Origin of the sequence: Paraburkholderia sp. BL21I4N1, from assembly GCF_002973525.1 — a bacterium.
Taxonomy (GTDB): Bacteria; Pseudomonadota; Gammaproteobacteria; order Burkholderiales; family Burkholderiaceae; genus Paraburkholderia.
Genome location: NZ_PVEN01000002.1, coordinates 297852 through 317230, shown reverse-complemented (window position 1 = coordinate 317230; position 19379 = coordinate 297852). Strand labels below are relative to the sequence as shown.

Here is a 19379-nt window from a genome sequence, read left to right as displayed (position 1 = left end):
CGGGTTGCCTGTGCTGGGTGCCCTGACTCCTTTGCGCCCTTACAACTTTACGCCGCCGCTCAAGCCTCGCCATGCGCGGCTGCGCAAATCAGCCGGCGCGAGCGTTGCAACGCGGCCTGCGCGCCGCGCGCCGCCACCACCCAGCCGACCTGGCCGAGGTTGAAGTCTTGCGACACCATCACCTGCATGAGCGCGACCATCGGCAGAACCACCGCCGGCCGGTAAAGCTGATCTCTGATTACAGCTGGCATGACAACTCCCATCGCCCGGCGCCGCTTCGACGCCTGCACCATTTACGTTTCGATGGGTGAATTCTAGGCAGACCGCGCCTCCGGATAAATACCAGGAAAGCGAAGTCAGTTGTTTGCCAAACAGAACAATCGGACTCAGTGCGGTGTCAACGCGGCGTCAACGGGTATGAATCGCGCCCCGAACCGCGCCGTCGATCATGCCCAGCTGCACGTCGCCCAGCCCGCGGGCATAGGCGCTCGCGCCCACCGGCCGGCTGTACAGATAGCCCTGCTGCTTGTCGCAATTGATCGAGCGCAAAAACGCGGCCTGTTCGACGGTCTCGACGCCTTCGGCGGTCACGTTCATGCCGAGCGAATGCGCCATGGCCACCACCGCCTGCGTGATCGCAATCGAATCGCGATGATCCGGCAAGCCGGCGACGAACGACCGGTCGATTTTCAGGTTATGCAACGGGAACCGCTTCAGATAGGACAGCGACGAGTAGCCGGTGCCGAAATCGTCGACGGAAATGCGCACGCCCATGGCGTTCAGCGCGCTCAATATCGGCAGCACGGCGTCGCTGTCGTGCATCAGCAGGCGTTCGGTGATCTCCAGTTCGAGCGCGGCCGGTTCGAGACCGGAGCGCGCGAGACAGCGTTCGATCCGCTCCAGCAGGCCGTCGTTGAACTGCCGCGGCGACAGGTTCACGGCGACGATCAACTCGGGCGCCAAAGTCTGCCGCCACAGCGCGGCCTGTTCGCACGCGCGCGCCAGCACCCACTCGCCAATCTCGGCGATCAGGCCCGAATCTTCCGCGACCGGAATGAATTCGGCTGGCGAGACGTTGCCCAGTTCGCCGTTGTACCAGCGCAGCAAGGCTTCCGCGCCGATCGTGCGGCCGTCCTGACTGTCGACGATCGGCTGGTACACGAGGCTCAGCTCGTTGCCGGCGAGCGCGCGCCGCAACGCCTGCTCGATCATGAAACGGCGTTGCAGATGCTGATTGAGCTCGGCGGTGAAAAACTGGAAATTGTTCCGGCCGCGCTGCTTCGCGTGGTACATCGCCGAATCGGCGTTGCGCATGAGCGTGGCGACGTCCTGGCCGTCTTCGGGAAACAGGCTGATGCCGATCGACGCGCCCAGGTAGTACTCGGTGTCCGCCACCGCGAACGGCAGCGCGATCATGTCGAGAATGCGGCGCGCGAGGCCGATCAGATGCGCGGAGTTGTCGTAGGCGCTGACCACGATCACGAACTCGTCGCCGCCCACGCGCGCGAGCGTGTCGTCACGGCCGATGCACGCCGAGAGGCGTTCCGCGACGCTGCACAGCAAGGCGTCGCCGGCTTCGTGGCCGGCGGTGTCGTTGACCTTCTTGAAGCTGTCCAGATCGACGAACAGCACGGCGACACTCGCCAGTTCCGGCATGCCGGGCGCCGAGCCCGGTTTGAACAGGTCGCGCATCCGCTCGGTCAGATAGGCGCGGTTATAGAGACCGGTCAGCGAATCGCGGGTGGCGAGAAACTTGAGCTGGCGTTGCGCCTCGCGCACCGGCCCGATGTCGGTAAAGGAAATGAGCACCGCGCCCGCCACGGTCTCGCCCGGCTTGAAGATCGGCACGACGTTTTCGGTGAGCCAGACGACATGGCCGTCGACCAGTTCCAGACCGATCGTGACGCCGAGCATCGGCCTGCCGCTGGCGAGCACCCGCACGGTTGGACGCTCGGCCTCGGTTACCACGGCGCCGTCTTCGTGATAGGCGCGCTTCATGACGGTCTGAATGCTGCGCCCGACGAGTTGCGGCGTCGTGCGCAACATGCGCTGCGCGCTCGGATTGCAGGCCAGCACGACACCCTCGCGCGACTGCACGACGATCCCTTCGATCAGATGATCGACCACCAGGCGGTGATGTTCTTCGCTTTGTTCGAGACGCCGCGCCATGGCGTCCTGATGAACGGCCAGACCGACGCTGCGGCTGATGTCGCGCAGTATGGTTTCTTCTTCGGCGGTCGGCCGGCGCGACTTGCGGTGATAGACCGCGAAAGCGCCGAGCACCACGCCGGCATCGTTGTCGAACGGAACCGACCAGCAGGCGCGCAAGCCGAGCGGCAACGCCAGATGCCGATAGTCCGCCCACAGCGGATCGGTTTCGATATCGTCCACGGCGACGAGGCGCCCCTCGTACATCGCGGTGCCGCAGGAGCCCATATGCGGACCGATCTCGGCGCCGTCGATCGCGGCGCTGTAGTGCGCGGGCAGCGAAGGGGCGCCGCCCACCCTGATATGCACGCCGTCGGGATCCAGCAGCAGGATCGAGCATGACGCGCCGCTGCCGAGCAACGTCTCCGCGCGACGGCAGACCTCGTCGAGCAACTCGGGCAGCGGCGTATTGCGCGCGATCAGCCGCAATACGCCGCGCTCCGAGGCCAGCATCTCCTCGGCCAGTTGCGGCCGACAATGCGTGGTCCCGGGCGTGCTCTCAGGCTTGTTTTCGGGCGTCGTTTCCGCCGCACTACCAGATGTCGCTTCACAAGTCATATGTGCGCTCCCCCCAATCCAACATCGGCAGCTTAGTGTACGCGGCGCACCGGGGTTTACGCGAGGCTGTCGCGATTTAATCGCGACGCATGATGTTCGATGGGATTTGGCGGCTGACGGATGGCTGATGGATCGGTGATGGGCGGGCGTGTACCGCCTGGCGTGGGCCGAAGTGTTTGCAGGCGGCCACCGATGTCGCAGGTGGCGCCGTACAAGCAGTTCAGCGAACGCGCCGAGAGGTTGTGTTCCACTCGTACGCGCCGCTCCCGCATTCAGTGCTGATCGGGTGGACGGCCACCACCGCCTCCGCCTCCGCCACCGCCGCTGCCCTGCGGCCTGCCTCCGCCGCCTTGCGGAGGACCGCCTTGAGGACGGCCACCCGCATTCCCCTGAGGCCCGCCTGGACGGCCGGCCCCCCCATTTCCCGGCTGTGGACCACCCGGCCTGCCACCACCCGCATTCCCCGGCGGCGGACCACCCGGCCGGCCACCGCCCGCATTCCCCGGCGGCGGACCACCCGGCCTGCCACCGCCCGCATTCCCCGGCGGCGGGCCACCCGGCCTGCCACCACTCGCATTCCCCGGCGGCGGACCACCCGGCCGACCACCACCCGCATTCCCCGGCGGCGGACCGCCCGGCCGGCCACCCCCCACATTCCCCGGCGGCGGACCACCCGGCCTGCCACCACCCGCATTCCCCGGCGGCGGACCACCCGGCCTGCCACCGCCCGGCGGCCGTCCCGCCCCGGGTCGCGGCGGAGGCGGCGGCGGATGATGCGACCAGCGCGACTGCTGCCCGTACCACGGCCGGCCGCGATAATAATTCCTCCAGTAAGTGCCAATCGAAAACGTCACGATCGGCAAGCCGATCACCGTGCCGTAGTTCATCACCGGCACATTGCCGCCCTGGTACGGATAAGTCAGACGTCCCGCATACACCCAGCCGCGCAGGTTCGGCGCGGCGACGTCACACCACTGATAGTTGCTGAGACACCCCATCACGGTCAGCGGAACGCCGCCCGGCAATTGCGTGACGACCGGGTAATCCGACGCGGGACCGGCACGCACATTGACCGTGCTGCTCGTATAGGCCTGCGACTGCGCGTGAACCCCCGCGGACGCAGCGAGCAAACCGGCCGCGGCATAAAGACATCGAAAACGTCGAACGAGGTGTTGTTTCATTCCGTCTCCCGTTGCTTGCTGTTTTTCCCGTTTGCTCAACCACCGCGTTCCGACTGCCGGCCGGCCTGCGCGGGGATAAAGACCATCGCATCCGCACAACCCTTCCGCCAATCCGAGTGTTGCACGGCGCATGCCTGAAAGCCTTCCGTCAACGCCTGACCGTAAGTCTTTCAGGCCTTCGCATTCGTCTCGACCGGCAAGATTTCGTAATCACCCACCCGAACTCACGCGTTGTTCCGGCGTCCGGGTTGCGTCGAGTCGACCGATCATCGACGGCATGAAAAAGCCATGCACTACCGGGACCGCCATGAAGACCCTTCGCCCTTGCCTGATCGCCGCGCTGATACTCGTCGGCATGTCCGCGCATGCGACCAGCTTCGACTGCAACAAGGGACGCTCGCTCACGGAGCGAATGATTTGCAACGACCCCGCGCTGTCGACGCTCGACGACACGCTAGGCCGACTCTACTGGAAAGCACGGCGGCGAGTCGTCAACCGGCGCGCCTTTCTCAACGACAGCGACAGCAAATGGGCGTGGCGGGAAGCGAACTGCCGCGATGCGGCATGTCTCTCGACGTGGTACGCGACGCGTATCGAGGAACTGCAGGTTTTGAACGCGAGCTTGCAGGCGGGCACGCAACCGGCGCTGACGTCGCTGGCTGCGTCGGCTATGCAAACTGCACCGGCCGCAGCGACCGCCTCAACTAATCAGCACACACCGCCGCTTCCGCCCGCGCCCGGAACCGCCACGGCGATGCTCGAATGCACCGCCGCGAATCCCGGCATCGTGGTGAACGAACAGTGTTCCACCGTGCTCAGGGAGAACGGCAGTCGCTGGAAATACAAGCCGCATGGCGGCGACTGGTTCTGCGGCGTCGCGATGCTCGAACCCGCCGCAACGACGGAGGTGGCAGCGGCCGCCGCGCCGTGACGCGGCGCCTGAGCGCCGCCGGGCCGGTAGTCACTTAGGCAGCGACCCGTCCACCCCTTGCACGAACCAGTTCAGGCGCAGCAACTCGGGATCGCTCAGCGACTTGCCGGCCGCCACCTTCACCGCGCCGGATTGATCCATGATCGGCCCGGCGAACGGATTGAAGCGACCCGCGACGATGTCGTCGCGCTTCTGGCTCAAGGCCTTTTGCGCGACCGGCGAGACGGCGTCGGTGTTGATATCGGCGAGGTCGATTGCTTTCTCTTTCAGCCCCCACCAGACCGGCGCGTTATTCCACGTGCCCGCCATCACCTGATCCACCAGATGCGTGTAGTACACGCCCCAGTTGCTCACGCACGCGCCGAGTTGCGCATTCGGTCCGAACTTCTTCATGTCGGAATCCCAGCCGAACGCATGCACTTTCTTCTGCTCGGCGGTCTGCATGGTCGCGGTCGAATCGGTGTTCTGAATCAGCACGTCGGCGCCCTGCCCGATCAGCGTTTCGGCGGCCTGCTTTTCGCGGCCCGGATCGAACCAGCTATTGATCCATACCACCTTCACGCGCGCCTTCGGATTGACCGAGCGCGCGCCCATCGTGAACGCGTTGATGTTGCGCACCACTTCGGGCACCGGCACCGAGCCCACGAAGCCGAGCGTGTTCGACTTCGTCGTGTAACCCGCGACGAGACCGGCGAGGTATGCGCTCTGATAAGTGCGCACGTCATACGTGGCGAAGTTGGCCGCCTTCTTGTAGCCGGTCGCGTGTTCGAACACGGCGTCGGGAAAATCCTTCGCGACCTTCAGTTCGAAGTCCTGGAAACCGAAGCTGGAACCGACCACGATCCGGTTGCCCTTAGACGCCAGATCGCGAAACACGCGCTCCGAGTCCGCCGACTCCGGCACGTTCTCGACACGCGTCACCTTGATCTTGTCGCCGAACTTCGCCTCGACTTCCTTGACGCCCTGTTCGTGCGCGTAGGTCCAGCCGGCATCGCCCGGATTGCCGAGGTAGACGAACGCAATGCCGAGCGGCTGCGCGGTGGCCGCAACCGCGACATGAGCCGCGCCGGCCGCGCCTAACGTGAGCGTCGCGGCCAGCACGGCACGCACGGTTCTAATGCCAAATGATTGATGGAGTGCTCGCGCCAGCTTTGTTTTCATGGATTCTCCGAAAATGGATAAGGACGCCCGCCGCAGCGCCTGACCGGGTTCGACATCGCCAGGCCAGGCTCCAGCATAGGGGGCCATATTCGGAGATCAATTTCAGCGCGAAAATTTTTTTGCGGGCGTGGCGTGCATCAGTTTTTCGCCTGATGACCCTCGTCCGCGCCGAACAACTCCGCGCACAACCCTTCGCCCGCTTCGCTCAGGCGCGCGGTGCCCGTGCCTTCCTCATTGAAGGTGGTGTCGACCAGGCCACCATCGGTCAACGCCGTCAGCTGACGGCGCAGGCCGCTCATCGGCACACCGGCCTGCTTCGACAGTTTCGCTAGCGACCACGCGCCGCCCGGCGTTTCGCGATGCGCCCGCCACAACTGCGCAAGCACGGCCACCAATACGGGATCGATCTCGTCGTCTTGCATGGTTTGTCTCCCAGTCTCTGCGCCTAACCCATCAATGTCGTCCAAACCCGCTCCGCGGACTCACGCCATCTGCGTGACCAGTTCGCCGAGGGTCTTCAACGCCGCTTCGGTCTGCGGCGTCCACGGATAGCTGTAGTTCAGCCGGATGAAATGCCGGAAGTCGTTGCGTGTCGAAAACATCATCCCCGGCCCTACCGTGATGCTGCGCGCGAGCGCGGCCTGGTAGAGCCGCATCGAGTCGACCCGCTCGGGCAATTCCACCCACAGCACGTAGCCGCCCTGCGGCGTCGACATCCGCGTGCCGGCCGGAAAAAACCGCTGCACCAGCGCCGTCATGATGCGCGCCTGCTGTCGGTAAACCTTGCGGACGTGCCGCAAATGCCGATCGTAGCCGTCGTGCCGCAAATAATCCGCGACGGCGACCTGCGGCACCGAGGGCGTGGTCAGCGTGTTGAGAAACTTCAGTTTCTCGACCTGCGCGCGATACCGTCCCGGCAGCGCCCAGCCGATCCGGTAAGACGCGGTCAGGCTCTTCGAAAACGACGCGCAATGCAGCACCAGTCCGCGCGTGTCGAAGCTCTTCAGCGTCGAAGGCCGCGTGTCGCCGAAATACAGTTCCTGATAGACGTCATTCTCGATCACCGGAATTTCATGCGCGCCGAGCAGTTCGACGAGTTGCTGCTTGCGCGCGTCGGGCATCTGGAAACCGAGCGGATTCTGGAAGTTCGGCATCACCATGCAGGCCGCGATCTTCTGCCCGGCGATCACCCGCGCCAGCGCGTCGAGGTCGATGCCGTGCACCGGATGCGTCGCCACCTCGATCGCGCGCATGCCCAGCCGTTCGATCGCGTGCAGCATCGCGTAATAGGTCGGCGACTCGACGGCCACGGTGTCGCCCGGTTTGGCGACGGCTTGCAGGCTGAGGTTGATCGCCTCGGTCGCGCCGAGCGTGATGACGATCTCGCCCGGATCGACGGGCACGCCGTTCTCGGCGTAACGCCGGGCGATCTGGCGGATCAGTTCGGGATTACCGGGCGGCAGATCGTCGATCAGATTCCAGCTCGCCTGACGTCGCGCGATCGCGTTCGCGTACTGGTTGATGCGCCGCCACGGGAACAACGACGGATCGGGATACGGCGAGCCGAACGGCACGGCGTCGTGCGCGCGAATACTGCGCAGCGTGGACAGCACCAGCCGGCTCACGTCGACCGCGGCGGCTACCGGCGAGGCTTGCGGCGTGGATTGGCGGGTCAGGCGCTGAGGCTCGGAAATAGCGGTGACAGCCGAGGTCGCCGCCCTGTCGAGCGCGGCGGCCGTCGCCACGGCGTCGCGAACGAAATAGCCCGACTGCGGACGGGTCTCGACGATCCCCAGGCTTTCCAGCAACGCATACGCGTGCAGCACCGTCTTGATGCTGACGCCATGCTGCTGGCTCGCCTGCCGCACCGACGGAATCCGCTCGCCCGGCGCGAACACGCCGCGCCGGACGGCCTCCGTCATTTCCGCAGCCAGCTTTTCGTACAGTTTCAAGGACTTGGGCTCACAGGAGACACCGGACAGGTTCAAAAAAGCATCGGGAACGCCCACCCCGGCATGGACTGGGAAGCCAGTCTATGCCAAAAACCCGGCAACTGTATCCCTTCCCTTTCCAATTTTCTGTATGCTGCGCGCTATTTGGAACACAGTAGGCTGACGGTATCGGCTCAGAAAGCCATGTCGAGGCCTACCCGGCGGCAAGATCATGAAGAAACCCGAAGCTCGCATCGAACCCTACACGCACCCCGCCGCCGGCTGGGGTGCGCTGAAATACGTCGCCATCAACCTGCTCAAGGAGAAGGTGGCGGGCGGCAACTACCGCACGCTGCTCAAGCAGAATCAGCCGAACGGCTTCGACTGCCCGGGCTGCGCATGGCCGGACCGCGAACACGCCTCCACCTTCGAATTCTGCGAAAACGGTGTGAAGGCGGTCGCCGCCGAAGCGACCAGCAAACGCGTCACGCCCGCGTTTTTCGAAGAACACACGGTCGAAGCGCTGATGGCACAGTCCGACTTCGAACTCGAACAGCACGGCCGCCTGACCGATCCGCTGGTCTATGACGCGCTGCGCGACCGTTACGTGCCGATCGGCTGGGACGAAGCGTTCGACCTGATCGCGCGCCATCTGAACGCGCTCGACCATCCCGACGACGCCGCGTTCTACACCTCCGGCCGCGCCAGCAACGAAGCCGCTTTTCTGTACCAGTTGTTCGTGCGCATGTACGGCACCAACAACTTCCCCGACTGTTCGAACATGTGCCACGAAGCGACCAGCCGCGGTTTGCCGGGCACGGTCGGCATCGGCAAGGGCACGGTCACGCTCGACGACTTCGAACACGCCGACACGCTGCTGATCTTCGGCCAGAATCCGGCCACCAACCATCCGCGCATGCTCGGCGAACTGCGCGAATGCGCGAAGCGCGGCGCGACCATCGTGTCGATCAATCCGCTGAAGGAGCGCGGGCTCGAACGTTTCGCGAGCCCGCAGCATCCGGTGGAAATGCTGACCATGGGCAGCACGAAGATCAGCTCCGTGTTCATCCGCCCGAGGGTCGGCGGCGACTTCGCGCTGATCAAGGGCGTGGCCAAGCGCGTGATCGAACTCGACGACGAAGCGCAGGCCTCCGGTCTTGAACGCGTGCTGGACCTCGACTTCCTCGCGCAGCACACGGTGGGCTTCGACGCCTTCGCCGACGACCTGCGCGCCGAAAGCTGGGACACGATCGTCGCCGAAGCCGGCGTGCCGTTCGACGAGGTGCTGAAGCTCGCCGACATCTACGTGAAAGGCCGCGCGGTGATTTCGACGTGGGGCATGGGCCTCACGCAGCACAAGAACTCGGTGCCGACCATTCAACTGCTGTCGAACCTGATGATGATGCGCGGCAATATCGGACGGCGCGGCGCGGGTCTGTGCCCGGTGCGCGGCCACTCGAACGTGCAGGGCGACCGCACGGTCGGCATCGAGGAACGGCCGACCCAGGCGTTTCTCGACCGGCTCGGCGAGGTCTACGACTTCGAGCCGCCGCGCGAGCACGGACTCGACGTCGTCAACACGATTCAGGCGATGCTCGACGGCAAGGTGAAAGTGTTCATCGGTTTGGGCGGCAACTTCTCGATCGCGACACCAGACACGCCGCGCACGTGGGAAGCAATGCGTTCCTGCGCGTTGACCGTGCACATCACCACCAAGCTGAACCGCAGCCATCTCATTCACGGCCGCGACGCGCTGATTCTGCCGACGCTCGGCCGCACTGAGATCGATCTGCAGAACGGCGTGGCGCAAGGCGTGACCGTCGAAGACTCCATGAGCATGGTGCACATCTCGTACGGTATGAACAAACCGGCGTCGGAGAATCTGCTGTCGGAGATTGCGATCGTCGCGCGTATGGCAAAGGCCACGCTCGGCAGCGAGAAAGTGGACTGGCTCGCGCAGGCGGCGGATTACGCGCTGATTCGCGACGGCATCGCGCAGGTGATCGACGGTTTCCACGATTACAACGAGCGGCTCAAGACCCCCGGCGGCTTCCACCTCGGCGTCGCGTCACGCGAGCGGATCTGGAAAACGCCGAGCGGCAAGGCGCAGTTTCTGGTGCATGCCATTGCCGTCGACACGCCGATTCACCAGGCGCGCAAGCAATACGGCGAGCGCCTGATGACCTTGATGACGACGCGTTCGCACGACCAGTACAACACGACGATTTACGGCCTCGACGACCGTTATCGCGGCGTCTACGGACAACGACGCGTGCTGTTCGCCCATCGGGACGACATCGCGATGCTCGGTTTCTCCGTGGGTCAGCGGGTGGATATCACGAGCGTGTGGGCGGATGGAATCGAACGTCACGCCGAGGGTTTCCTGCTGGTGGAGTACGACATTCCACGCGGCTGCCTCGGCGCCTATTATCCGGAGACGAATCCGCTGGTGCCGCTCTCTTCCGTCGCCGACGGCGCGGGCACGCCGACGTCGAAGTCGATTCCGGTGTTGTTGAAAGCGTCGACAGTCAGGGTGAGTGAAACGGGTGAGTTGCTAGAAGCGCACGAGGCCGTGGCCGCTTGAGGCTTGAGAGTTCAAACCTGAAGCACCGGGCGCGCGGCCTGGCTCTTCGCCAGGTCGCGATGCGTCAGATACAGACGCAAATCGAATTCGATCTGGTGGTAACCCGGCTGCATGAATTCGCACAAGCGATAGAAAGCCTTGTTGTGATCGCTCTCTTTCAGATGCGCGAGTTCGTGCACGACGATCATTTTCAGAAACTCCGGCGCCGCGGCCTTGAACAGCGACGCGACGCGGATCTCCTTCTTCGCCTTCAGCTTGCCGCCCTGCACGCGCGAGATGCTGGTGTGCAGTCCGAGCGCGTGACGCACGACGTCGAGTTTGCTGTCGTAGGTGACCTTGTCGATCTGCTCCGCGCTGCGCAGATGTTCTCGTTTCAGATCAGCGCAGTAAGCGTATAAGGCCCGGTCGGTTTGCACGTCGTGCGTGTGCGGATAACGCTCGGCGAGATACGCGCCGAGTTGCTCGTCGGCGATCAGCTTCCTGACTTTCTCTTGCAGCGGCGCCGGATAACCGGTCAGATATTTCAGATGCGACATGGCGATACGCGGCTCAGGCTGAGCGGAGGTTGTCTTCGCAATCGTCCCAATAGCGGAGCGGATCGCGATGCGCGGGGTATTGCGCGTCGAGCCAGTCGGACAGCACCTTCCACTGCGGATGATTCGGGCCGCTGCGCGTGTCCCAGAACGATTCCTTGAGGATGGCGTTGTTACGCGCGCGGTCCCGCACGACGATCCGGCAGTGTTCGTTCAGGTCGTGGAACTCCGCCTTCAGGTAGTAACGCGGCAGGATCAGCAGCGTGGCGCCTTTCACCAACCGACCCTCGGCGCGCACGATGCCGGCGCCCTTGATACGCAGCACGCCGTCCACCGATTTGTCCGCGATCCAGTCCACCGGCAGTCTGACGACGCACTCGTCTTTCCCCACCTTGATCCAGTCCATCCGCCAGGCGCGCGTGAGCGCGTCGCGCATGGCCGCCGAATCGGCGTAGCCGGGTGGCAGTTCCATTTCAGCCGGCAACGTGACCAGCAGGTCGTCCGCGGGAACGAAACTGGGCGAGTCGGAGAATGGGTCGCCGAACGGGTTCGACGGGCGGCTCGCCGCCGCGGAACCGCTGGCCGGCAATCCGCCGAAAAGGTCTTCGGCGGCGCGGCGTGCGCGCTTCGATTTTTCACTGCTCATCAGCTTCTCCGTTGAACGTCCGGACACCCTCGTCACCCTTGTCGCCGACGATGAATGTCGTTCCCGGCGGCTGCCGACGAACCCAGCTGGTTAGATCGATGTTTTCCATCCACGAAGTCTAACCTGGGACGCGCGCCACGCCCGCTTCGCGGCGTGTGCCGCGCTACTTCAAGCCGAGCCGTTTCGCGAGTCGGTTGAGGTTCGCGCGATCGAGGCCGAGCTCACGCGCCGCCGCGGCCCAATTCTGCTGATGCCGCGCCAGCGTCTCGACCACGATGCTCCGCTCGAACGTCGTCACCGCGCTACGAAAATCCTTATCCACGACGGCCGGCGCGGACCCGGACCCGGCTTCCCGCGGTTCGCCGAGCGCCCCGGCAAAAGCGAAATCCGCCGCATTCAACGTGAGAATCCGCCGCCGGTCGCGATTGCTCGCCAGCGCTTTAAGCGCGCTCCGTCCAATCAGATGTTCGAGTTCGCGCACGTTGCCCGGCCACGGATAACGCAGTAGCGCGGCTTGAGCGTCGGCGGCGAGACGCAGACTCAGCAAGCCGAGCCGCGAGCGGTTTTCCTCGAGGAAAAAGCCCGCCAGCAGCAACACGTCCCGCCCCCGTTCCCGCAACGGCGGCACGCGCAACGGATAAACACTGAGACGGTGATAGAAGTCGGCGCGAAAGCGGCCCGCCCTGACCTCGTCGGCGAGATCGCGATTCGTCGCGGCGATCAGGCGGACGTCGACCTTGTGTTCGTGATCCGAGCCGATGCGCTGCAACTGACCGTTTTGCAGCACGCGCAGCAACTTGGCTTGCACGGCGAGCGGCAATTCGCCGACCTCGTCGAGAAACAGCGTGCCGCCATCGGCCAGTTCGAATTTGCCGCGCCGGTCCGACGATGCGCCGGAAAACGCCCCTCGCACATGGCCGAACAATTCGCTTTCCACCAGCGTATCCGGCAACGCCGCGCAGTTGAGGCTGATCATCGGCTTGCCGGCCCGCGACGACAGCGCGTGAATCGCGTTCGCCACGAGTTCCTTGCCGACCCCGGTCTCGCCGGTAATCAGCACGGTCAGATCGCTGCCGGCCACCACCTCGATTTCTTCGATCAGATGCTGATGCGACTCGCTGCGGCCGACCATCTCGCGACGACTCTGACCGCTCGCCTGCCGATACGCTTCGGCACGCCGCCGCTCTTCCTCGCCGGTGCGCGCCAGCGTGTCGATACGCTCCACGACGCTGACGGTCGCCGCCGCGAGGCTCAGGAAAGCTTGCAGCGACGCCATGTCGATCGCGTCGAAGCGCGCCGGGTTCAACGCGTCGAGGGTGAGAAGGCCCCACGGGCGGCCGCCGATCAGCAGCGGGCAGCCCAGGCAATCGTGAACCTCGAGATGCCCCGCCACGCCCTGCACCAGGCCGTCGTAGGGGTCGGGCAAATCGGAGTCGGCGGCGAAGCGGGTCGGCTCCGGGCGCGAGAGCAATTGCGCGAAGCGCGGATGCTCGCTGACGCGAAAGCGCCGCCCGAGCGTATCGCTGCTTAAACCGTCGATGGCGAGCGGCACCAGCGTGTCGCCGTCAAGACGCAACAGCGCCGCCGCGTCGCCGGGAAACAGCGTGCGCAGGCTGCTCAACAAGCGGCGAAAGCGCTCGCTGTCGGATAGCTCGCGCGACAGATCCTGGATTAGCGGCGTCAGCCCATCCAGCACCGCTCGCGCAGTCAATCCGACTGCCGATGGAGTCTCTTTGACCAGAGTCGGATCGACCATTTTGAAATTTAGCTCATTGATTTATTTGAATTTTACACCTGGCACGAAACATGGATAGAGAAGGCATCGGCCGAGACCCGGCCTGTCATCCACTCACCACGAGGACTTCCCATGCTTTCCCCAGAACATCGCGCCATCGTCAAAGCCACCGTGCCGCTTCTCGAAAGCGGCGGCGAAGCGCTGACCACGCACTTCTACGACCTGATGATCCGCGAATATCCCGAGGTGCGCCCGCTGTTCAACCAGGCGAATCAGGCCAGCGGCGCGCAGCAACGCGCGCTCGCCAACGGCGTGCTGATGTATGCGCGCCATATCGACAAGCTGGAGCAACTCGGCGGTCTCGTCGGGCAGATCACCAACAAGCACGTCGCGCTGAATATCCTGCCCGAGCACTATCCGATTGTCGGCCAGTGCCTGCTGCGCTCCATTCGCGAAGTGCTCGGCGCGGAGATCGCCACCGACGCCGTGATCGAAGCCTGGCGCGCCGCGTATCAGCAACTCGCCGGTCTGCTGATCGGCGTCGAGGAAACAATGTACGCCGCACGAGAAGCGGCGCCCGGCGGCTGGCGCGGCACGCGACTGTTCCGCGTGGCCCGCAAGGTGCGCGAGAGCGACGAGATCACGTCGTTTCATCTACGTCCCGACGACGGCGGCGCGTTGCTCGCGTTCGAGCCCGGCCAGTACATCGGCGTGCGGCTCGTGATCGACGGTGTCGAAGTGCGCCGCAACTATTCGCTGTCGGCCATGGCCGATGGCCACGAGTACCGCATCAGCGTGAAGCGCGAGCCCAACGGCGCCGTGTCGAATTATCTGCACGACCAGGTCGCCGAAAACGATGCGCTGGAACTGTTCGCGCCGGCCGGCGATTTCACGCTTCAAGCCAGCGACAAACCGCTCGTGCTGATCAGCGGCGGCGTCGGCATCACCCCGACGCTGGCGATGCTGCAAGCCGCGCTTCGCAGCGGGCGTCTCGTGCATTTCATCCATTCCGCGCGGCACGGTGGCGTTCACGCGTTCCGCGACACGATCGATCAACTCGCCGCGCGTCATCCGCAACTGAAGCGCTTCTACTGCTACGAGCAGCGCCGCGAGCAGGACGCCGACGCGCACGGGATCGGCTATCTCGACGAGGCGCGGCTCGATCGCTGGTTGCCGAAAACACGCGACGTCGATGTCTATTTTCTCGGCCCGATCGCCTTCATGAAAGCCATGAAGAAGCATCTCAAGGCGATCGGCGTGCCGGAGTCGCAAAGCCGCTGCGAGTTCTTCGGTCCCGCCGCGGCGCTCGAATAATCGAATAGCCATCCTGTTCGCGGAAGGCCGATTCGGGAGCGAGACCCCTCGCTCCCGAATCGCGTTTACGCCCGCGCTTAAAACCAGGCAACAGTCTGTTCCAGAAACCGAGGGTTGCACCTGAGCGCAAAGTCGATTACATTTCTAACTACGATATCGTGAGTCGGAGTTAAGGAAATGTCACACATCAGCACGGGTGTCGAGTATGGGTTGCATTGCCTGCTCTATCTCAGCAATCCCTCGGCCGGCGTGAGCGACGCCAGCGCGAAAGATCTCGCGGAGCTTCAGGGCGTGCCGGTGGAGTACGTCGCCAAGCTGTTCACCAAACTCTCGCGGGCCGGCATCGTGGCCGCGACCGAAGGCGTGCGAGGCGGTTTCCGGCTGGCGCGGCCGGCGGCCGAGATCAGCGTGCTAGACGTCGTGAATGCGATCGACGGCAACAAGGCGCTGTTCGATTGCCGCGAAATCCGCGCGAATTGCGCGGTGTTCGGCGAGAAACCACCGGCGTGGGCCACGCGCGGAGTGTGCTCGATCCATGCCGTGATGCTGGACGCTGAAAAGCGCATGACCGAAGCCCTCGCCGCGCATTCGCTAGCCGACCTGGCGACGCGCACGGTCGAAAAAGCGCCCGCCGCATACGGGCATCAGGTCGTCAAGTGGCTCGGGCACCGCTCGTCCACACGCCGCAGCGAGAGCGGCCATCCTCATCGAAATCCCCATCAAGGAGAGAAGTCATGAAAGTCCTGCACGTGGACGCGAGCGCCAAGCGCGAACGTTCCAATTCGCGCGCGTTGAGCCGCTATTTCATCGAACGGTTGCGCAGTGAAGGCGTGGCGCTCGAGATCGATTATCTGGACGTCACGGTCGACACGCCTGCGCACGTCACCGAAGCGTTTGCGATCGCCACCTACACGCCGGAGCACCAGCGCACACCGGCTATGAAAGCGACGTTGGCGGCGTCGGACGCACTGTGCCGGCGCCTGCTCGATGCCGACGCGCTGATTTTCGCCATGCCGATGTACAACTGGTCGATGCCTTCCGCGTTCAAGGCCTATGTCGACAACATTACGCGTACCGGCCTCACGTACGTGAACACCGCGGACGGTCGTTACGAAGGGCAACTCCAGCGGCACAAAACCGTGTTCATCACGAGCCGCGGTGCGGATCTGCGTGCAGGCACGCCGTTGTCGTCGATGGATGCGCTCACACCCGCATTGAAAGCTGCGTTCGGATTTATCGGCGTGGCGAAACCCACCTTCGTCGATGCGCAGCCGTTGCAGTTCGCCGACCAGTCGGCCCGCGCCGAAGCACTTGAACGCGCGCATCGCGAACTGGACGCCGTCGCCGCGCAATGGGCGAATGAGCAATCGCCGGTTGAGGCGGACGAAGCGTCGCTGACGGCGTCATAGAAGTCGAATTACTTCCCGTCCCGTACCGACATAGTGGACGATTCGCCATGCGAATCGTCGGGAAGCGTGTCGCCGTTAAAACGGCCATTGAAATCAATCAGGCAGGAAAATCATCATGGACCTCCGTTCACTCATCACGGCGACGACGTTCGCCGCTCTCTCGGTCGCCGCCGCGTCGCAAACCGTCTACGCCGCCGACGCTTCGGCCCCCGCCGCGGCGTCCACCGTCACTGCGCCGCGCGAAACCATCGCGCCGGCGTTCGTCGAACCGATCGCCAACGTGCCGGGCAAAACGATGACGGCGTTGATCGTCGACTATGCGCCCGGCGGCAAGACGCCCGCGCATCGGCATGGTCAGGCCTTCGTGATCGGCTATGTGCTGTCCGGCGCGATCCGCAGTCAGGTCAACGGCGGCGAGACGCACGTCTATCACGCCGGCGAGCACTGGACTGAAAAGCCCGGCGCTCATCACACCGTCAGCGAAAACGCCAGCGACACCGAACCCGCCAAACTGCTCGCTATTTTCGTCGCGGACAGCAAGGACAAGGATCTGGTGACGGTGGACAAGAAGTAATCAGGAGGTCACGGCGGCTGCCCAACGATTGTCAGGGCGCACGTACGCACTGACAATCACCAGGCGCTGCTGCAAGCAGGCGGCGCGTTAGCCGCGCGCCCGATCGATCGCGGCGAGCGCGACTTCCCGCGCCAGATCCGCATAGAGCTCGGCCCACTTGCCGAGCAAACTCGGATCGTTGATCAGGAACAACGGATGCTCGGCCCATGCGCTGACCTGCGGCCCTTTCCAGGCGAGCTCGAAGATCCGCATGTCTTCATCGTCGCTCACGCCGATGTCGACCAACTCGCGAAACGAAGCGAGATTGCTGAGCGTCACCTCCTCAACCGCGAGTCGATGGATCGCGGCCAGCGCGGCGGATGCGCGCGCTCGCGCGTCGTCGCGGCTGTCGGCGCTCAGAAACACGACGCTTTCGTCTTGGTCGTGGCTGAACACGGCCCGATACAGGGAGGTCTTGCAGAGGTGACTGAGTTCCGTACCCATGGTGGCTCGCGCTCCTGTAAGCTTTTTGTTATCTGGAGCCGCCAGTTGAGCGACGCTTTTTTGCGCCGCGCGCTGCCGCTGCCGATGGCGATATCGGTCGCTGCCCCAGTACACATACACGCCGCATACGGCGAGGCAAGCCAGTGCGAGAACCCCGACTCCCCCAAGTACCGCCAGATCGGTGTACGCCATGTCAGGCTCCCTTGAGTCTCGCGGCCCCTGTGCCGGCGTTGCCCTGAATCTTGCGGGCAAACCCGGATAGGAACCGGGAACGCGCGGCGTCGAATAGGTCTGCTCTGATCGTTGGCATGGCCATGATTTTTATGAGCGAGGGGACGTTACGGCGAGTATCGGACCGGCGCCGCCGATGGGCAATTGAGCACACTTCTCTATTGACCAATCGGTGCGGCTATAGGAGTCTATTGGGCTGGGCGGTTTGCCTCGTTTAGCCTGAAGCTGCGCCAATCCACTCCGCCTTGATGCAGGACCAGACCGCACACAGCGCCCTCGCCGTCGAGCTCGAATGTGATGGCGGCGGCAATGGGACCGACCAGCTCGAATCGGCGCATGCCGCGATAGCCGGTTGCCAACTTGTTCTGACCGGTGGCCTGAACATGGATCTGACCTGCGTCGCAGGTCACTTCAAGGTCCGTATAGTCGCTGAGTCGATACCAGCCGGCATATTGGGCAAAGTCTTGCACTTCCAACCCGGCATGGTCGGCGCTCTGCACTGGCGCCTGTTCAATCTGCTGCGCAAGCCCTTCGTCCACTCGATCAGCCACAAAGTCACGACCACCTTCGCGATCCACTAACGCGACGACGCCGCCCTCGCTTGCGCGCTGGAAATCGATCTGCATGTCCCGAACCTGGCAGAAGAAGGTATCGGCACCCGCGTATGCCAGTCGCAACGGCTCCTGGCCGCGAGCGTAAACATTCAACGCGCCTGCTTCGATAGAGACCCGAACAAAGTACTTCGGCCCGAGTCGATAGCAACCCGTGTACGCCTCCAGCAGAAGCGGATCGGTCGGTATGCTTTTGCGCGGTTCGTAGCGGCCGAAGTGCAGCTTCGCCAGCCGCTCCGCAATCGCGGGAATAATCACATGTTGAAGATTCGACAGAACGACGACCGTCAGTTCGTCGTCCGGATATCGGTCCAGCGCGCACACGAAACCGTTGATTCCACCGCCATGGTGATGCAGGCGACGGTCGAGACGATTGACAATGAACCAGCCGTAGCCGTACCCGTGGCCATGATCGCGCAGCGTCTCATCCAGCGAGGCGGCGCTGATGACCTTCCCATTGGAAAGCGCCTCGGACCAGCGCAGAAGATCGTTGGCCGTCGAATAAAGACCGCCGGCGGCATACGGTACGCTCATCGCGGAAAACAGCGCATTGATCCACTTTCCGCCTTGGCGCTCATGTCCCGCCGCCCGCCGCGGAAGAATCGCGCGAGTCTCTTCGTAGCCCGTATTGCTCATACCGAGCGGATCGAAGACCTCACTCTGCAGAAAAGCGGAGTAAGTCTGGCCGCTAACCTTTTCGACAATCAGGCCGAGTAGCGCATAGCCGCTATTGCAATAGGAAAACCGCTCGCCGGGCGTGAACTCCAATGGCAAGTCACGCACCAGATCGAGAATCTGTTCGGGCGTATGGTCAATTCGCCCAATTTGCGAAACAAAGTCCGGGAGACCCGTGTACGAAGGGATGCCCGAAGTGTGGGTCAGCAACTGATGAAGGGTCACGTCTCGCCAACTCTCCGGCGCATTCGCGTAGTGAGTCGACACCGGATCCGTGACATTGAGTTTGCTGCGTTCGGCAAGCAGAACGATGGCCGCCGCCGTGAACTGCTTGGTGATGGAGCCGATCCGGAATCGGGTATCCGGCGTGTTGGCGATCATCCATTCTCTATTCGCCAGGCCGAATGCCTCGTGGAAAATCGGCTTGCCCTGATGCGCAACCAGAATAAGGCCGGAAAACAGGTTGGCGTCCACGAATGGAGCTACGACAGCAGCGGCTTTAAGGGCGTAGGCGTTAGAAGGTGTTTCGGCAGCCATTGACGACATCTATTTGCTCCTGATGGAAGCACTCAGCGTTCATGGGTAGGTGTCGAATGATCGCATGACATGCCTCG

Annotated in this window: 17 protein-coding genes; 6 read left to right on the top strand and 11 right to left on the bottom strand. The window is 63.9% G+C overall.

What is annotated here, in order from left to right; all coding sequences use genetic code 11:
* Positions 1-59 precede the first annotated feature (59 nt).
* From B0G83_RS07750 to B0G83_RS07740, 3 genes are all read right to left on the bottom strand, one after another.
* The gene (locus tag B0G83_RS07750; protein WP_105507201.1) at positions 60-251 is read right to left on the bottom strand and encodes a hypothetical protein; all 192 of its coding nucleotides are present in this window, start codon (positions 249-251) and stop codon (positions 60-62) included.
* A 157-nt stretch (positions 252-408) separates the two neighbouring features.
* Positions 409-2766, bottom strand: coding sequence for a bifunctional diguanylate cyclase/phosphodiesterase (locus B0G83_RS07745; RefSeq protein ID WP_105506859.1), 2358 nt, complete (start codon positions 2764-2766; stop codon positions 409-411).
* A 272-nt stretch (positions 2767-3038) separates the two neighbouring features.
* Positions 3039-3947: an SH3 domain-containing protein gene (locus tag B0G83_RS07740; protein WP_105506858.1), complete on the bottom strand. Its 909-nt coding sequence runs from the start codon at positions 3945-3947 to the stop codon at positions 3039-3041.
* A gap of 307 nt (positions 3948-4254) precedes the next feature.
* Here B0G83_RS07740 and B0G83_RS07735 point away from each other — a divergent pair, with 307 nt between their 5' ends.
* On the top strand, positions 4255-4878 hold the full coding sequence (locus B0G83_RS07735; protein ID WP_105506857.1) for a lysozyme inhibitor LprI family protein: 624 nt from the start codon (positions 4255-4257) through the stop codon (positions 4876-4878).
* Between the two features lie 30 nt (positions 4879-4908).
* Here the strand turns inward: B0G83_RS07735 and B0G83_RS07730 are convergent, their stop codons facing one another.
* The 3 genes from B0G83_RS07730 to B0G83_RS07720 form a co-directional block, all read right to left on the bottom strand.
* Positions 4909-6039: a BMP family ABC transporter substrate-binding protein gene (locus B0G83_RS07730; RefSeq protein WP_105506856.1), complete on the bottom strand. Its 1131-nt coding sequence runs from the start codon at positions 6037-6039 to the stop codon at positions 4909-4911.
* A 137-nt stretch (positions 6040-6176) separates the two neighbouring features.
* Positions 6177-6461, bottom strand: coding sequence for a helix-turn-helix domain-containing protein (locus B0G83_RS07725; protein ID WP_105506855.1), 285 nt, complete (start codon positions 6459-6461; stop codon positions 6177-6179).
* A 60-nt stretch (positions 6462-6521) separates the two neighbouring features.
* A complete protein-coding gene (locus tag B0G83_RS07720) occupies positions 6522-7991 on the bottom strand; it encodes a PLP-dependent aminotransferase family protein (RefSeq protein WP_105506854.1) in 1470 nt (489 codons plus the stop codon).
* Between the two features lie 211 nt (positions 7992-8202).
* Between B0G83_RS07720 and B0G83_RS07715 the strand changes: the two genes are divergently transcribed.
* Positions 8203-10554: an FdhF/YdeP family oxidoreductase gene (locus B0G83_RS07715; RefSeq protein ID WP_105506853.1), complete on the top strand. Its 2352-nt coding sequence runs from the start codon at positions 8203-8205 to the stop codon at positions 10552-10554.
* An 11-nt stretch (positions 10555-10565) separates the two neighbouring features.
* On the opposite strand, the gene B0G83_RS07710 is transcribed toward B0G83_RS07715, so the two are convergent.
* The 3 genes from B0G83_RS07710 to norR all read right to left on the bottom strand — a co-directional run bounded on the left by B0G83_RS07710 (position 10566) and on the right by norR (position 13489).
* A complete protein-coding gene (locus B0G83_RS07710) occupies positions 10566-11090 on the bottom strand; it encodes a M48 family metallopeptidase (RefSeq protein ID WP_105506852.1) in 525 nt (174 codons plus the stop codon).
* Between the two features lie 13 nt (positions 11091-11103).
* Positions 11104-11733 carry a hypothetical protein gene (locus tag B0G83_RS07705; protein WP_105506851.1) on the bottom strand — a complete coding sequence of 210 codons (630 nt, stop codon included), beginning with the start codon at positions 11731-11733 and terminating at the stop codon, positions 11104-11106.
* A 163-nt stretch (positions 11734-11896) separates the two neighbouring features.
* Positions 11897-13489: a nitric oxide reductase transcriptional regulator NorR gene (norR, locus tag B0G83_RS07700; RefSeq protein ID WP_105506850.1), complete on the bottom strand. Its 1593-nt coding sequence runs from the start codon at positions 13487-13489 to the stop codon at positions 11897-11899.
* A gap of 111 nt (positions 13490-13600) precedes the next feature.
* On the opposite strand from norR, the gene hmpA reads away from it, so the two are divergent.
* The 4 genes from hmpA (at position 13601) to B0G83_RS07680 (ending at position 16765) form a co-directional block, all read left to right on the top strand.
* Entirely contained in the window at positions 13601-14782 is a 1182-nt protein-coding gene (gene hmpA, locus B0G83_RS07695) for an NO-inducible flavohemoprotein (RefSeq protein WP_105506849.1), read from the top strand.
* Between the two features lie 177 nt (positions 14783-14959).
* Positions 14960-15520 carry an Rrf2 family transcriptional regulator gene (locus tag B0G83_RS07690; RefSeq protein WP_105506848.1) on the top strand — a complete coding sequence of 187 codons (561 nt, stop codon included), beginning with the start codon at positions 14960-14962 and terminating at the stop codon, positions 15518-15520.
* The gene (locus B0G83_RS07685; RefSeq protein WP_105506847.1) at positions 15517-16191 is read left to right on the top strand and encodes an FMN-dependent NADH-azoreductase; all 675 of its coding nucleotides are present in this window, start codon (positions 15517-15519) and stop codon (positions 16189-16191) included. Before B0G83_RS07690 ends, B0G83_RS07685 begins: the two co-directional genes overlap by 4 nt.
* Positions 16192-16306: 115 nt before the next feature.
* Entirely contained in the window at positions 16307-16765 is a 459-nt protein-coding gene (locus tag B0G83_RS07680) for a cupin domain-containing protein (RefSeq protein ID WP_105506846.1), read from the top strand.
* Between the two features lie 87 nt (positions 16766-16852).
* Here the strand turns inward: B0G83_RS07680 and B0G83_RS07675 are convergent, their stop codons facing one another.
* Both B0G83_RS07675 and B0G83_RS07670 read right to left on the bottom strand, forming a co-directional pair.
* Positions 16853-17248, bottom strand: a complete 396-nt coding sequence (locus tag B0G83_RS07675) for a hypothetical protein (protein ID WP_258167765.1) — start codon at positions 17246-17248, stop codon at positions 16853-16855.
* 419 nt (positions 17249-17667) lie between these two features.
* A complete protein-coding gene (locus B0G83_RS07670) occupies positions 17668-19311 on the bottom strand; it encodes a serine hydrolase (RefSeq protein WP_105506844.1) in 1644 nt (547 codons plus the stop codon).
* Positions 19312-19379 lie beyond the last annotated feature (68 nt).